The organism is Anaerolineae bacterium, assembly GCA_035529315.1.
Classification (GTDB): domain Bacteria; phylum Desulfobacterota; class Desulfobacteria; order Desulfobacterales; family ETH-SRB1; genus Desulfaltia.
Genome location: DATKWZ010000001.1, coordinates 35,956 through 50,700, shown reverse-complemented (window position 1 = coordinate 50,700; position 14,745 = coordinate 35,956). Strand labels below are relative to the sequence as shown.

The following is a 14,745-nucleotide window of genomic DNA, read 5'->3' as shown; positions in this document are numbered from 1 at the left end:
AAATACCTCCTATAATATTTTTACATCCAATATCCGTCCATTGAAAATTTCTATAGTGTCCGCGACCAGGCTGTGGCTTAAAGCCTCCTGTTTCAAACGGCTTTCTCTGTCTGTTTTATGTTCCTGGTTGTCTTTTTTCTGGTTCTCTTTAATTGTTAAGGCCAGATCCATTCTTTTCCCAAAAAAATCTTCGCATACCTTTTTTATAATAGCCACATTTTTACTGCGCTTTATCATGTTAACATTAAAACCATTGCCGTTGATTTCGATTTCCAGGCTATGTTCCGTCAGTTTTTTCAGGATGCACTTTTCAAGGTTTGCAGCAAGTGCAGAATGGTTTTTCAGAAAAATATCAAGCAGCCTTTTCCATGTCAGATCAAGATCGTCTTTATATGAAACATTTGTTTGATCATCAGGCTCTTTTAATTCCCTGATTTCCGTTGCCGACCCTGTCCAGCCCTGAAGATCCTTTTCAGGCCGGCCTTGCTCGTGGCTGTTCAATTGATGACCTTTTTCGTGACAGCCGTAAGATGCCTGGTCTTCGGAAATCCCATAATCCTTTTTTTCATAAATACCATTTTTAAGATTATCAAGCTTTTCAATAAGCAGGTCGATGGGCATGGCCGGTTTTATCTGAAACATCTTGATAAACAGCAATTCAATTGCCAGCTTTGGCTGAGCTGAAAACCTTATCGCAGGCTCCTCCTTAAAAAGAAGATCAAAAATCTGATTTAAAAAAATCGGAGAGACATCCTTTGCCTGATCACGCATAAGGTCTATTTCATGCGCGGGAAGATTTACCAGCTTGCCGATATTTTCCCCCATATTTACAACAAGCAAATTCCTGAATTGTTCAACCATATCAGCATACAGCTTTTGCATTTCATAACCACGGGCATAAATATCATCCAAAATATCAAGAATCGCCGGAAGATCCCCGCGTAAAACAGCACCGGAAATATCAAAAATAATTTTTCTGTCAATAACGCTTAAAATATCCAAGACTTTGTCGTGCGTTATAGAGCCCTGCACGCAAGAGATAACCTGGTCAAGAAGACTTAAAGCATCTCTCATGCTTCCTCCTGCTTCACGGGCAATAAGCTCGAGGCTCTCAATAGATATATCAAACCCTTCTTTGGCGCAGAGATCTTTCATGTGCTCAGAAAGCGACTCAATATCTATATGCCTGAAATCGTATCTCTGGCATCTGGAAAGAATGGTTATCGGGATTCTGTTTGGCTCGGTAGTGGCAAAAATAAACATGACATGGGACGGCGGCTCTTCAAGGGTCTTTAGAAGAGCGTTAAATGCGCCCTTACTGAGCATGTGGACTTCATCAATAATATATATTTTGTAACGGCTATATGCCGGCATATACTTGATGTTGTCACACAAAGTTCTGATCTGCTCTACACCATTATTTGATGCACCGTCAATTTCATACACATCGGCTGAACTGCCTGAAGTGATTTCATGGCAGGATCTGCATTTATTGCATGGAACAGGAGTAGGGCCATCCTTACAATTCATGGCTTTTGCCAGTATACGGGCAACGGTTGTCTTGCCTGTTCCCCTGGGCCCTGTAAGCAAAATTGCGTGTGCAACACGATTTAATGAAATCGCATTGGTTAAAGTCAGGGTAACATGATCCTGCTTAATAACCTGCTCAAATGTCTGGGGACGGTATTTGCGTGCAAGAACAATATAAGACATACAGATGATATTCCATTTTAACCGCTTTAAATCTCTCTGTGGTAAAGATTTTTTGGCGGAGAGACAGGGATTCGAACCCTGGGTGCCGCTTTTGGCAGCACACACGATTTCCAGTCGTGCTCCTTCAGCCAGCTCGGACATCTCTCCGCAACCCCCGCTACAAGCGGGGGTACTATTAGCTAATAGCTCTTAGCTAATAGCATTATGTTTTAAGCTTGTTACGAAATGATGCTAATTGCTTTACCAGAGAGTGTGCCTTTTCTTCAATTCTCTGGTTTAAATCCTCATCAATATATTCATATAGGGTTGCAAGATCAAATCCTGCAACGGTTTCATAGACAGATCTCATTGATATACCTAAAAACCGGGCAAACTCAGTATCAGAATTGTCAGCAGATCCTTCAGCAATGTTAAGCACAATTGAATTCAGTGCTCTATCCAATTGGCTTGTTAAACTTTTGTCTTGTCTGGCTAAATGATTCGCAATAACGTCCCGGCAAAATCTACAATAGTCTTTAGCGTCTTTGTAAATTCTAAACTCTTTGAATCTAAATTTCATAGAATCCCTTAAGAGCCTAACGGCTACTTATAGCTAATAGCTACGAGTAGGCAAAGCCTTTGAGCTGCTGGCTACAAGCCACTGGTGAGATTTAACAACGTTAAATCTCCTGGCGGAGAGGGTGGGATTCGAACCCACGATCCCGTTATTCACAGGATACCGCTTTTCGAGAGCGGGGCCTTCAGCCACTCGGCAACCTCTCCGGCAGTAAATAGTTTATTTATATTTTTTTGCTGTTTCATGTCAATAAACTTTATATGCCCAGATGTTTTGGAAAGAAAAAAAAACAAATAAAATTTTTTCAATAATTATTTGACTTGAATAAGATTATCCTATTATTGATGGTTGCGTAAAAGGGGATAAACTTCACGGAAATAACAAACAGAGGGAAACAGGAAAAAAACATGGCTGAAATCATCCCTTTCAGGGGAATACTCTATAACCAGCACAAAATTCATAATCTATCTGAAGTCATAACACCGCCTTATGATATCATTACTGAACAAGATCAGTGTAATTTTTACAAACAAAGTCCGTATAATATTGTCCGGCTGGACCTGGGTAAATCAACAAAAAATGACACGGATAAAAACAACCGGTATACAAGGGCCGCAAACCTGCTTAACAAATGGATTTCAGAAAAAATAATGGTGCAGGATACATCGCCGGCCTTTTATCTGACAACTGTTGGTTTTACCTTGGGAAATAAAATAGTTACGCGCTATGGGCTGAACGCTCTGGTCCGCCTTGAACCCTTTGACAAGGGTATAATTCTTCCCCATGAAAAAACCTTCTCCAAGGTAAGCGCGGAAAGATTCGAGCTGATAAAGGCCTGCAATGCCAATTTCAGTCCCATATTTTCACTCTATTCAGATCAAAACATTATTTTGGATTCATTAAAGGATGCTGCATGCAGCAAAAAACCTGACATAGACATTATCGATAAACAAGGCATGAAACACAGGCTATGGCGCATAACCGACAGCTCTGTGCACAGATATGTTGCCGATGCAATGAAAGAAAAAAGCATTTTTATAGCTGATGGACACCATCGATATGAAACAGCCCTTAACTATAAAAACCACCTGTCAAGCACAACGCCTGATTTTAATAACGACAATCCGGCCAACTATGTAATGATGTATCTTTGCAGCATGGAAGATCCCGGTCTGGTTATACTTCCGGCACACCGAATGCTGACAGGGATTAAAGATTCAATTCTTGCTTCATTTATCCAAAAAGCAGAAAATTATTTTTGCATAAATAGAATACCATTTGAAAACAACGAAATAGGAAAAGCCAGGGCAAACTTTATATCGGCTCTTAAATCAAACAGCTCAAAAAATATGATTGGAGCCTTTATGAAAAACCATCCGGAATTTTATTTGCTGACATTAAAGCCAAATGTCATGAATCATGTGACAGGCGAAAACCTCCCGGATCCATTAAAAAGTCTTGACGTGACCGTGTTGACCCGTCTTATATTAATGGAGATTCTTGGTTTTGACCAGTCAATGCTTGATAATGAAAAACTGATTGCATATTCAAGCAGCGAAGAAAAGGCGATCCAGGAGGTTGTCTCAGGCAGATGCGATATCACCTTTATTCTTAACCCGACAAAAATTAACCAGGTGCGTGAAATAGCCCAGCAGGGGCTGATAATGCCGAGAAAATCAACCTATTTTTATCCCAAGGTAATAACCGGCCAGGTGATAAACAAGCTATAGACAGATTCTGAAAATCTATAATCCTTCCATCATCTTTTTGACTTCATCTGTATAGGAACCATCTTTGCCATCTTTACAATAGATGATAAGGGGTGGGCCAATCTTTGTGCCGGGGCGTCCGCCTTTAATCCCTTCCACCAAAATAAGTTTTGCTTCTGAACTCAGATCTGAATAAATCATACGGAAAAATTTAGGCTCAATACCATTTGAACGCATTTGAGTGAGCATATCGGTTATCCGCTGGGCAGGATAAATCATAACAAACCTTCCTGAAGTTCGTAACATGCAACGGGCTGTTTCAATAACATCGTTCAGATTAACCTTAATTTCGTGCCTGGCAACCGCTTTTTGTTGATCCGGATTCATCCTTCCTGACCCGGCCCTCCTGTATGGGGGATTGCATACAATCAGATCCACGGGACCGGAAACCATATCATGCTTCAGCTCTTTCATATCACAACAGAGGATGAAAATTCGATCTTCCATGTGATTTTCTTTAACATTTTCAGATGCAATATCAGCAAGCTCCTTTTGAATTTCAACGCCATAAACTTTTATCTTTTTATGCCTATACGCAAGAATCAAGGGGATAATTCCGCATCCTGTTCCAAGATCAAGGACATTGTCGCCAGGCCGCAACCTGATATGGTCTGCCAACAAAACTGCATCAATCGAAAAACGGTAGCCCAACCGATTCTGTTTGACCTGCAGACGACCGTTAAAAAAAGTATCTGTTGTTAAAGTTTTCATCTTTTGTAAGAGTTCAGCTTAAAGGACCGATCTTGAATTTTATTTCTCCGACCATGTCCTTGCCCAGAGCATCATTTACCTTTGCTATAATATCTGTTTTTAAAAATTGAAGCTGGTGCATCCATGTTGAACTGACTACATGCACAAGAAGAAGCCGTCCCTTGAATGCGGCAGGCCTGGTATTTTCCGCAACAACATCTCCTACCGCGCTATTCCACAAATTCCAAATTTTAACCAGCTCTTGATCAGATTCATGCCGGCATGTTTTCAGGAAATTATTAATAACACCGCCTATGTGTTCAAATTCTTTGATATTTTTCCTTTTTTCCACCATAATAATAAAATTATAAAGTCAAGTCACTCCCACTTCACTACATGCCCCGCCTTCGCGAAAATGACGGTTAAGGTGTGTGTTGGACTTTTTACGAATTCATCAGCTTTATTGTCAAGAAAAACCCTAGTCTCATATAATTTCTGCTTTTAGCTTGACTTACAATATCAAGCAAGATAGATTTTATAATTAAGTGTACGATATTATAAATGTTATCTGGATAAAATTTACAGGATATTAAATTTATGAATTGGGATTGGGACAAACTTAAGCAACAACAACAGAATGTTGGCAGGGGCGGAATGCCGCCGAATGTGGATGAACTTGTAAAAAAAATTAAAGAGTTCAAATTACCAGGCGGCCCGATTATTATTCTTATTCTAATCGCCCTGTTTTTCGGCTCTTCGATGTTTTATACTATTGGAGTGGATGAGGTCGGTATTGTCCAGCGGTTTGGGAAATATATCCGTACCAGCCAACCAGGACTTAATTTCAAGCTGCCTTCAGGAATTGAAAAAATAACAAAAGTAAAGATAAAACGTGTCTATAAAGAGGAATTCGGCTTCCGTTCACCAGAAAGTGACCTTAGAGAACGTTTCCAAACAGACAGTGAAAATGAGAACTTATCACTTATGCTTACCGGAGATCTTAATGTGGGGCTGGTTCCATGGATTGTCCAGTACAGGATAAAGGATCCTTATGAATATCTGTTCAAGGTGCAAAATGCTCCTAAACTGCTCAGAGATATGTCGGAAGCGGCAATGCGTCTTGTAGTGGGCGACAGGAGTATCAATGAGGTCATTACAAAACGGGAAGAAATTGCAATTGATGCCAGAAACGTCCTGCAAAAAGAGATGGACAATGCAGAAGCCGGCATTAGTATTGTAACAATAGAAATGAAAAGGACCAACGTTCCAGAGCCTGTGCAGTCATCGTTTAACAAAGTCAACCAGGCGGTTCAGGAAAAGGAACAAATGATTTATAAAGCCAAAGAGGATTATAACAAGGCTATACCGGCAGCCAGGGGTGAAGCGGACAGAACCATTCAGGCGGCAGAAGGCTACGCTTTAGACAGGATAAACAGGGCTAAAGGTGATTCCGAAAGGTTTACAGCCGTTTATAAAGAGTACATAAAAGCAAAGGATGTTACTAAAAGGCGTCTTTATCTTGAAGCAATACAGGAGCTGCTTCCAAAGCTTGGCCATAAATATATTATAGATTCTGAACAAAAGAATTTTTTACCTTTACTTAATCTTGGAAAACAAAATGGTGCGCAAAAATGAAACCTAAAGGTATGATTTTAATTATCGCTGCAATTGCGTTTTTTCTTGTTGCATTTGCTTCAGCTTATACTGTTGACGAAACCGAGCAGGTAGTAGTCACTCAATTTGGAAGGGTGGTCGGCGTTCCAAAAACAGAACCAGGCATTTACTTCAAGGTACCTTTTATCCAGCATGCCACATATTTTCCAAAAAATCTTTTGGCGTGGGATGGTGATCCAGGGCAGATACCGACTCTGGAAAAAACCTATATATGGGTTGACACATTTGCCAGGTGGAAAATTGTCGATCCCGTCAAATTTTTTCAGACAGTAAACAATACTGTAAGCGCTCTGAGAAGGCTTGATGATATCATAGATCCGGCAGTAAGAAATTTTATAACCTCCTACAAGCTTATTGAAACCGTTCGCACGTCAAACAGAGAGATGGAGGCTTTTGAAATAACCGCAGAAGATGAAAAGAAAAAGCAGCGCGACATATATTCCATTAATACGGGCAGAGAAAAGATATCAAAGGGGATATTGGAACAGGCTCAACCAAAACTTGCCAAGTTCGGAATTGAACTCGTCGACGTTAAGATTAAGCGTATTAATTATGTGGAACAGGTTAGAGCATCTGTTTATGGCAGAATGATTGCGGAACGCAGTCAGATAGCGGAAAAATTTCGTTCCGAAGGAATGGGGGAATCCCGAAAAGTTCTCGGCAAAAAAGAGCGGGACTTGAAAAAGATAACATCAGAGGCCTACAAAACCGCCCAGGGGATAAAAGGAAAGGCCGATGCAGAGGCAACTAAATTATTTGCCGAAGCATTTGGAATAGATCCGAAGTTCTATTCATTTGTCAAGACCCTTGAAATTTATAATATATCTCTTGATGAAAACAGCTCTATTGTTCTTTCAACAGATTCAGAATTTTTTAAATATCTTAAAGGAGATTTTAATTAGAGGTTTATTAGAGGATTAAGGATTAAAAAATATCGTGATTTGCCGCCACTAATGCCTTAATCCTCTAATCCTTATTTACCTTTTCTTCTCTGATGGCGTGTGCGTGCCAAAAGCTTTCTGTGTTTATGTCTTCGCATCTTCTTTCTCCGTTTCTTAACTACACTACTCAACGAATCACCTCCAATGATAATATTTAATTACATAATTTTTATTTTTAACACTATTTATTGTTATTTGTCCACAATTTTCTTAGTAAGTTAAATTTGACAATCTCGTAAAAAATATAATTTAGCGCAGAATGCACAGTAAACACAAAGATAATTCTTTGCAATTACAATATTTCCTCTGTGATCTCTTTGTGCTCAGTTGTGAAAGCAAATTTATGATGAAACAACTGAAAAAATTCAACCCGGATCAGCTCAAAACAGTTAACGATTCAGTGGCAATAGCTGAGGAACTTGTCAGTAACTTTTACAAGATGTCGGAAGCTCAGTGGCTTCACCGCAGGTATGATGTCAAAACCCTGGTTGATCTTTGCCCCGATGAAACAACCGACGGGCCTTTTGCACAAATTGTCCGCTATAAAGGCCGACTAAAAGATACATCGCTCAGTTCGTCGACATATGATTTTTATAAAATATGCCTTCAGGACCATTCCATTCTTGCAGCATTAAAACAATCACCCGGTATGGAGCTCTTCCTGTTTATACTATATATTATAGTCCATGAATTAATTCATATCGTCAGGTTCAGCAAATTTATCCAGAGCTTTGATGCTTCATGCGAAGAAAGAAATATGGAAGAAAAACGGGTGCATGAAGAAACTCGTGAAATTTTAAGCTCTGTAAGGATTGCAGGGCTGGCAGATGTATTAAAGTTCTATAGCAAATGGCACGCAAGCTTTGATAGATTACGGAACTGATCAGGAAAAAAACTGATAGCCGTTGCTTGACAATAAAAAAACACTTACTATAATACAAAACAAAGCTTAAATAAGGAGGTCATCAAACAATGCCAGTTTATGAATATGAATGCACTCAATGTGGCGAGGTTGAAGAGGTAATACAAAAATTCTCTGACAAATCGCTAACTAAATGCAGACATTGTGCAGGAAAGCTTCAAAAACTTATTTCACAAAGTACTTTTCATCTAAAAGGAACAGGCTGGTATGTAACAGACTATTCACACAAACCCCAAGCCTCTTCTGCTCCATGCAAAGCAAAAGACAAGGCATCGACTTCAAAAACCGACAAATCAGCTAAATCAGCCAAAAAAGATGATTAAAACTGGCGATTTTTTAAAAAGTCCATCCAATGCGCCTACAGCCCTTTGAAAAAACGCATAAATGTATTTTTTATAACGTCGTCTTATTTTTGACCTTTTAAGAAATTAAATTTATTGCTCTTTACAAATTTAAATCTGTAACTATTTTATTTAAGTTATAAACACAGGGTGTTTTACAAAAAACCAAAGTTAGGAATTTGGTGTAACTGATTTTGATAATTCGTGAAAAGAAAAAAGGAGATTGTAAACAATGAAACTCAGACCATTACAAGATCGAATTTTAGTAGAACGTGTTGAAGAAGAAACCACCACCAGGGGAGGAATTATCATTCCCGACACAGCTAAGGAAAAACCGATAGAAGGAAAGGTTATTGCTATTGGTAAGGGCAAAACAGGTGATGACGGCAAGAGAATAGCTCTTGAGATAAAGAAGGGTGACAGGATTTTATTCAGCAAGTATGGCGGCACAGAGGTGAAGATTGACGGCGAAGAATATCTCATCATGCGTGAAGATGATGTTCTTGGAATAATCGAATAATAAATTGATACTATAATGGAGGATTGATCAAGATGGCTAAAATTATAAAATATAACATGAAGGCCCGTGAAGCTATGCTCAACGGTGTTAAAATCCTTTCTGATGCGGTGGTTGTGACTCTAGGGCCAAAAGGAAGAAACGTTGTTATTGATAAATCATGGGGGTCTCCCACGGTTACAAAGGATGGAGTAACTGTGGCTAAGGAAATCGAACTGGAAGACAAGTTTGAAAATATGGGCGCTCAGATGGTGAAAGAGGTTGCCAGCAAGACAAGCGATATGGCAGGCGACGGAACAACAACTGCTACAGTTCTGGCAAGAAGTATCTATGAGGAAGGACAAAAGCTGGTTGCCGCAGGCAACAACCCTATGGCCATAAAACGCGGTATTGAAAAAGCCGTTGAGGTTGCGGTCAATGAACTTCAAAAAATGAGCAAACCAACCAAAAATCAGCGTGAGATAGCCCAGGTAGGCACCATTTCCGCAAACAACGATGAAACAATAGGCAATATCATTGCCGAAGCAATGGGCAAAGTTGGCAAAGAGGGTGTTATCACCGTTGAAGAGGCAAAAAGCATGGAAACCACACTTGAGGTGGTCGAAGGCATGCAGTTTGACCGTGGATATCTTTCTCCATATTTTGTTACAAATCCGGACAAGATGGTTGCTTCACTTGAAGATCCTTATATTCTCATCAACGAAAAAAAGATAGGCTCCATGAAAGACCTTCTTCCCATACTCGAGCAAATCGCCAAAATGGGCAAACCTCTTGTAATCATTGCAGAGGATGTGGACGGCGAAGCTCTTGCCACTCTTGTTGTAAACAAGCTGAGAGGAACATTACATGTTGCCGCGGTTAAAGCTCCTGGTTTTGGCGACAGAAGAAAAGCCATGCTTGAGGATATAGCAATTCTTACCGGAGGCCAGGTTGTATCAGAAGACATTGGACTCAAACTGGAAAACATTACGATTAAAGACCTTGGCAAAGCCAAACGGATTACCATTGACAAAGACACCACCACTATTGTTGACGGCGCCGGCGCTCGCAGCGCTCTGGAAGGCCGCGTAAAACAGATTCGCGCTCAGATGGAGGATACAACATCCGATTATGATCGTGAAAAACTCCAGGAACGTCTTGCTAAATTAATCGGCGGTGTGGCTGTGATTAATGTCGGCGCAGCAACCGAAACCGAGATGAAAGAGAAAAAGGCACGCGTCGAGGATGCATTAAATGCCACCCGGGCTGCTGTTGAAGAAGGTATTGTGCCTGGCGGCGGCGTGGCGCTGGTACGCTGCCTGGACGCTCTGGACAAGATTAAAATCAAGGAGGCAGACCAGAAGCTGGGCGTAAAGGTTGTTATGCGCGCCATAGAAGAGCCCCTGCGCCAGATTGCCAATAATGCAGGTGCAGAAGGCTCCGTTGTGATTGAAAAGGTTAAAAATGGCGAAGGCGCCTTTGGATACAATGCTGCAACTAATACATACGAAGACCTTATTAAAGCAGGCATTGCCGATCCTACCAAGGTGGTTCGTTTTGCTCTGCAAAATGCGGCAAGTGTTGCTGCGTTGATGCTGACAACAGAAGCCATGATAGCTGAAAAGCCTGAAGATAAAAAAGAGTCCGGCATGCCGGCGGGCGGCGGAATGGGCGGAATGGGCGGAATGGGCGGAATGATGTAAAATAAAGCCGTCTTCATATTGATACCGATCATCTTAAAACAAAAAAAGCCCTCTTGCTGTTACAGCATGAGGGCTTTTTTTTGAAAAGCTTGACAAATAAATAACAGGAGGGATATAAAAAATAAAAATCTATCTGCTGAATCAGGCTGAAAATCAAATATCGGAGCAATCTATGAATTATAGTAAAATTATCAAAGTAATTCCCTGTCTGTGGATATTCACAGTAATAATTGCTTGCCCCTTATATCTTTGTGCTGAAGATGAAAAGGGAATCAAACATGAAACAGGCTTTTATTATACTATTCAAAGGGGAGACACACTCTGGGATATTTCGCAGCGATTCTTTGATTCACCATGGCAGTGGCCTGATTTGTGGGAAGAAAACAGACAGGTCCCCAATCCCCATCTGGTTTACCCTGGCGAAAGGATACGCCTGTTTCATAAAGGGTGGATTAAAACAACGGCTGAAACAGATGTGGCTGAAAAGTCCTTGCAAGAAAAAAAGCCGCAAAAAGAACCTCCATATCTCCTTTATACTGCAATTGACAAAATAGGTTTTATTAAAAAAGAACCTGTTACCCCCTCAGGACATATATTCAAGTCATATAACGATAAAATTATGATCAGTCATGGTGACAAGGTTTATATAAAACAAAATAATAATGCATTATTTATTCCAGGGCAAAAATATACAACATATAGAACCATAGAACATGTAATAAACAAAAAAACAAAGGATACTGTTGGATTTCAGCACTATCTGACCGGGATACTTGAAATTACAGAAAAGCATCCTGATTTTTCTGTAGCAAAGGTTGTTCAATCTTTCCGCTCTATTGCAGTCAATGATCTTTTAATGCCGTATCAGCCGCTGTCAAAGAAAATATTAATTGCCGAAAGCAAAAAAGGGCTTGAAGGATCAATCATAGGCTCAGAAGAAAAAGCAACCATCAGCGGAGACGGCGCAATAGCCTTTATTGACAGGGGCAGTCAGGAAGGCGTAATGCCGGGGCAGTACTACAGTATATATTACCAGGAAAAAAAGCGGCTCGATCCCAAAAGTAAAAAATATACCCTTCTTTCGGTCGTAGATTTTGGGACATTGTTTGTCCTGCGCACCGAACAGAACACAGCTACAGTTCTTATTACAAGGTCGGATAAAAGTATTACTCCGGGCGCTAAAATCTGCAGCCCTTTACCGAAAAAATGAGACCATAGACCATTAAGGTTGATGACTTAGCAAAAAATCAAAAGCACACGCTTTTGTCATCCCAGCGAAGCTTGTCCTCGACTTCGATCGGGGAGCGGAAATCCAGACAATTCGCGTACCAAAACATTTACAATGCAAATTTCGGAGAAAGAGTTATAAGATGAATTTTGAGAAGTGGTTTGGGAATAATTCCCTTAAAAATAAAAATCTTCATTATAAGCTCATTATAATATTTGGCCTCTTTTTTCTGTTCCCTGTACTGGGATTTGTTATGTTCGGAATCAGATATAACTTAATGAATGACGAATATGTTTTGCTGTTTTTTCTGGGCCTTCTGGTTTTTTCATTTTCAGGATATACGATGCTAAGGAGGTTGTTTAATGAGATAACGAATATATCCGATAAGATTTCCAAGAAAAATATTGCAGAGACAGGAGAAGGAATTCATCCAGGCACGGATGAAATACACAGCCTTGTCCAATCTTTTAACGCAATTGAGAATCAATTCAGCAAGACTTTCCAGCAGCTTCAAAAGAAGTCTTCTGAAATATCAATACTAAAGGAGCTTTCCGAACTTTGCTATGTTACATTTGATCCAACTGAAATCCTTTATATCACCCTGGAGCGTTCCCTGGCATTAACTGTTTCAGACGTGGGTTCAGTCATGATTCTGGATCGTGACAGCGAGTCGTTTATTGTTAAGGCGACCATTGGGGCTGGGGAATACATCAAGATAGATGACGAGGTGGATTTTAAAACAAGTATCGCCAAGTATGCTGTAATCAATAAATCGCCTATCGTGGTTGAAGACATTGAAAAGGACACCAGGTTCGGAAGGGCAAACCGTCCTCAATATGCCTCGAAATCCTTTGTTTGTATGCCGATTAAAACCAGCAAAGATATTGTCGGAGTGCTTACAATTTCATGTAGAAGTAGTGATAAAATTTATACACAGGACGACGTGGAAGTTTTGACTCCCCTTTTGAGCAACGCTGCTTTCACATATGAAAACCTCAGTCTTTTGAAGTATAATAAAAAGGAAGAGCTCATTCTAAAGGCAGTTGAGAAAATCTTCAAGACAATGAACTCAAGTCTCAGGGATAGTGAACTTTTACATGCTATTATGAATGAGATTCAAGCCGTTGTTCCGTTTAGTATAGCTTTGGTGATAACCATAGTTGAAAACATTCCTAATCAGATAAAAATTATTGATTTGCTGGCCAATGCGCCAACAGATATTACCAAAAACGCCTTTTATCAATACCAGAGGGGTACTATCATTGATAAGATTCTGAAACAGGGGAACACTCTTATTATAGATGATGCCAGTGTGCTTTCCAGTGAGGTTGAGAAAAAACTCTTTGTGAATCAGGGTGTTAAGTCATGCATTCTTGCACCATTGAAGATGAGCGGGGTTATGTATGGATTGGTTGCGTTAACTGCACAGGAGTCAGTTGTGTTTTATGATAATAAGCAATTAATAGAATGGATGGCGGATGCGCTTTCCGTTGCCATAGAGCGCAATAAGTTGTCTGAATCTGTTGTTAAACGCAATAAAGAATTGGATTCGATCAAACAAATTGGAAGCGCCCTTGCTTCATCAACTTTTGATATGAACAAGGTTCTTGAGTATACAATGGATATGATTAAAGTAATCATGAACGTTGAAGCGGGTACTCTATATCTTGTGAAGGAAAACGAGCTTGAGCTTGCTGTTGGATTTAATGTTGAACTTGAATCTCTGAAAGATCTGAAAAATCTGCGACTTAAAATGGGTCAGGGAATTGCCGGTTATACGGCGGCACGGGGGGAATCAATTATTATAAATGATACACACAAGTCACCGCACTTTAATCCTAATGTAGATAACACTACAGGTTTTGAGACGTTGTCTGCATTGTGCGTGCCGATGATTTCTCAGGGAAGGGTTGTCGGGGTTCTTGAAGTTCTAAATAAAATTAAGGGGGATTTTGACTCCAACGATGAAGATCTGCTGCAGTCTATATCATCATCGGTAAGTATTGCCATTGAAAACGCCAGGCTTTACAAGGAAACCGTCTCAATGGCCGAGCATGAGCGTGGTATAAGGAACGTGTTTCAAAAATTTGTACCCAAGTATATAGTCGATAAGATCATCCACCATTCAGAAACAGGAAAGGAAATGGCTGAAGAGGTAAAGACTATTACTATGCTGAATGTTGATATCAGGAAATTTTCAGAGCTTTCAGTAAAAATCGGATATCAGAAAACAGTTGCTCTGCTCAATCATTTCTTTTCCGTTATGGGAGGCATAGTCTTCAAATATCACGGTATTGTTGATAAGTATCTTGGTGATGGGCTGCTCGCGCTTTTCGGAGCGCCTGTCTCAAGCACTATGGATTCAGATAATGCTGTGCTGGCAGCGCTTGAAATGAAAAACTCGCTTGCAACCGTAAATGATTATTTTGCCGGGGAATTTGGCGCTTCTATAAGTATAGGTATAAGTGTTCATACTGGTGAAGTAGTTGTAGGCAACTTCGGCTTTGACATGAAAATGGATTATACTGTTATCGGCGATCCCGTGAATGATGTATTTAAGCTTCAGGGGCTTACCAAATCCATTCCGAACGGTATTTTGATTAGTGAAAAAACCTGCCATTCCGCACGGTCACGCCTGAAACTGCGTGATGTTGATGACAGACTCGGAAACCTGAAGATATACGAACTGCTGGGCTATAAAAAGGATTAATT

14 protein-coding genes and 2 tRNA genes are annotated in these 14,745 nt (G+C 40.1%); 9 read left to right on the top strand and 7 right to left on the bottom strand.

Going from position 1 to position 14,745, the window contains the following annotated elements; translation table 11 throughout:
• Nucleotides 1-9: 9 nt before the first annotated feature.
• From dnaX to VMW78_00240, 4 genes are all read right to left on the bottom strand, one after another.
• The gene (gene dnaX, locus VMW78_00255; protein ID HUV49446.1) at nucleotides 10-1,713 is read right to left on the bottom strand and encodes a DNA polymerase III subunit gamma/tau; all 1,704 of its coding nucleotides are present in this window, start codon (nucleotides 1,711-1,713) and stop codon (nucleotides 10-12) included.
• 53 nt (nucleotides 1,714-1,766) lie between these two features.
• A tRNA-Ser gene (locus VMW78_00250) sits at nucleotides 1,767-1,860 on the bottom strand.
• Nucleotides 1,861-1,915: 55 nt separating this feature from the next.
• Complete coding sequence (locus VMW78_00245; protein ID HUV49445.1) at nucleotides 1,916-2,272, bottom strand: four helix bundle protein; 357 nt, start codon at nucleotides 2,270-2,272, stop codon at nucleotides 1,916-1,918.
• Nucleotides 2,273-2,382: 110 nt separating this feature from the next.
• Nucleotides 2,383-2,475: transfer RNA gene (locus VMW78_00240), tRNA-Ser, on the bottom strand.
• 201 nt (nucleotides 2,476-2,676) lie between these two features.
• Between VMW78_00240 and VMW78_00235 the strand changes: the two genes are divergently transcribed.
• The gene (locus VMW78_00235; GenBank protein ID HUV49444.1) at nucleotides 2,677-3,999 is read left to right on the top strand and encodes a DUF1015 domain-containing protein; all 1,323 of its coding nucleotides are present in this window, start codon (nucleotides 2,677-2,679) and stop codon (nucleotides 3,997-3,999) included.
• A 15-nt stretch (nucleotides 4,000-4,014) separates the two neighbouring features.
• Here VMW78_00235 and VMW78_00230 read toward each other — a convergent pair whose 3' ends face one another.
• Together VMW78_00230 and VMW78_00225 are read right to left on the bottom strand one after the other, a co-directional pair.
• Nucleotides 4,015-4,749 (bottom strand): tRNA1(Val) (adenine(37)-N6)-methyltransferase, encoded by a 735-nt coding sequence (locus VMW78_00230; protein ID HUV49443.1) that lies wholly within the window; start codon nucleotides 4,747-4,749, stop codon nucleotides 4,015-4,017.
• Nucleotides 4,750-4,762: 13 nt separating this feature from the next.
• Complete coding sequence (locus tag VMW78_00225) at nucleotides 4,763-5,083, bottom strand: DUF721 domain-containing protein (GenBank protein ID HUV49442.1); 321 nt, start codon at nucleotides 5,081-5,083, stop codon at nucleotides 4,763-4,765.
• 242 nt (nucleotides 5,084-5,325) lie between these two features.
• Here VMW78_00225 and hflK point away from each other — a divergent pair, with 242 nt between their 5' ends.
• Nucleotides 5,326-6,363, top strand: coding sequence for an FtsH protease activity modulator HflK (gene hflK, locus VMW78_00220; GenBank protein ID HUV49441.1), 1,038 nt, complete (start codon nucleotides 5,326-5,328; stop codon nucleotides 6,361-6,363).
• Entirely contained in the window at nucleotides 6,360-7,304 is a 945-nt protein-coding gene (hflC, locus tag VMW78_00215; GenBank protein HUV49440.1) for a protease modulator HflC, read from the top strand. Before hflK ends, hflC begins: the two co-directional genes overlap by 4 nt.
• A gap of 71 nt (nucleotides 7,305-7,375) precedes the next feature.
• Here hflC and VMW78_00210 read toward each other — a convergent pair whose 3' ends face one another.
• Nucleotides 7,376-7,474: an AURKAIP1/COX24 domain-containing protein gene (locus tag VMW78_00210; protein HUV49439.1), complete on the bottom strand. Its 99-nt coding sequence runs from the start codon at nucleotides 7,472-7,474 to the stop codon at nucleotides 7,376-7,378.
• Nucleotides 7,475-7,686: 212 nt separating this feature from the next.
• On the opposite strand from VMW78_00210, the gene VMW78_00205 reads away from it, so the two are divergent.
• The 6 genes from VMW78_00205 (at nucleotide 7,687) to VMW78_00180 (ending at nucleotide 14,743) form a co-directional block, all read left to right on the top strand.
• On the top strand, nucleotides 7,687-8,226 hold the full coding sequence (locus VMW78_00205; protein HUV49438.1) for a hypothetical protein: 540 nt from the start codon (nucleotides 7,687-7,689) through the stop codon (nucleotides 8,224-8,226).
• Between the two features lie 89 nt (nucleotides 8,227-8,315).
• Nucleotides 8,316-8,588, top strand: coding sequence for a zinc ribbon domain-containing protein (locus VMW78_00200; protein HUV49437.1), 273 nt, complete (start codon nucleotides 8,316-8,318; stop codon nucleotides 8,586-8,588).
• Between the two features lie 250 nt (nucleotides 8,589-8,838).
• On the top strand, nucleotides 8,839-9,126 hold the full coding sequence (groES, locus tag VMW78_00195; GenBank protein HUV49436.1) for a co-chaperone GroES: 288 nt from the start codon (nucleotides 8,839-8,841) through the stop codon (nucleotides 9,124-9,126).
• 32 nt (nucleotides 9,127-9,158) lie between these two features.
• A complete protein-coding gene (gene groL / locus VMW78_00190; protein HUV49435.1) occupies nucleotides 9,159-10,805 on the top strand; it encodes a chaperonin GroEL in 1,647 nt (548 codons plus the stop codon).
• Nucleotides 10,806-10,977: 172 nt separating this feature from the next.
• On the top strand, nucleotides 10,978-12,015 hold the full coding sequence (locus VMW78_00185; GenBank protein HUV49434.1) for a LysM domain-containing protein: 1,038 nt from the start codon (nucleotides 10,978-10,980) through the stop codon (nucleotides 12,013-12,015).
• Nucleotides 12,016-12,175: 160 nt separating this feature from the next.
• A complete protein-coding gene (locus VMW78_00180; protein HUV49433.1) occupies nucleotides 12,176-14,743 on the top strand; it encodes a GAF domain-containing protein in 2,568 nt (855 codons plus the stop codon).
• Nucleotides 14,744-14,745 lie beyond the last annotated feature (2 nt).

Bases quoted from the DNA above. Each gene is read 5' to 3' on its own strand.
- dnaX (HUV49446.1), bottom strand. From the start codon at position 1,713: ATGTCTTATATTGTTCTTGCACGCAAATACCGTCCCCAGACATTTGAG.
- VMW78_00245 (HUV49445.1), bottom strand. From the start codon at position 2,272: ATGAAATTTAGATTCAAAGAGTTTAGAATTTACAAAGACGCTAAAGAC.
- VMW78_00235 (HUV49444.1), top strand. From the start codon at position 2,677: ATGGCTGAAATCATCCCTTTCAGGGGAATACTCTATAACCAGCACAAA.
- VMW78_00230 (HUV49443.1), bottom strand. From the start codon at position 4,749: ATGAAAACTTTAACAACAGATACTTTTTTTAACGGTCGTCTGCAGGTC.
- VMW78_00225 (HUV49442.1), bottom strand. From the start codon at position 5,083: ATGGTGGAAAAAAGGAAAAATATCAAAGAATTTGAACACATAGGCGGT.
- hflK (HUV49441.1), top strand. From the start codon at position 5,326: ATGAATTGGGATTGGGACAAACTTAAGCAACAACAACAGAATGTTGGC.
- hflC (HUV49440.1), top strand. From the start codon at position 6,360: ATGAAACCTAAAGGTATGATTTTAATTATCGCTGCAATTGCGTTTTTT.
- VMW78_00205 (HUV49438.1), top strand. From the start codon at position 7,687: ATGATGAAACAACTGAAAAAATTCAACCCGGATCAGCTCAAAACAGTT.
- VMW78_00200 (HUV49437.1), top strand. From the start codon at position 8,316: ATGCCAGTTTATGAATATGAATGCACTCAATGTGGCGAGGTTGAAGAG.
- groES (HUV49436.1), top strand. From the start codon at position 8,839: ATGAAACTCAGACCATTACAAGATCGAATTTTAGTAGAACGTGTTGAA.
- groL (HUV49435.1), top strand. From the start codon at position 9,159: ATGGCTAAAATTATAAAATATAACATGAAGGCCCGTGAAGCTATGCTC.
- VMW78_00185 (HUV49434.1), top strand. From the start codon at position 10,978: ATGAATTATAGTAAAATTATCAAAGTAATTCCCTGTCTGTGGATATTC.
- VMW78_00180 (HUV49433.1), top strand. From the start codon at position 12,176: ATGAATTTTGAGAAGTGGTTTGGGAATAATTCCCTTAAAAATAAAAAT.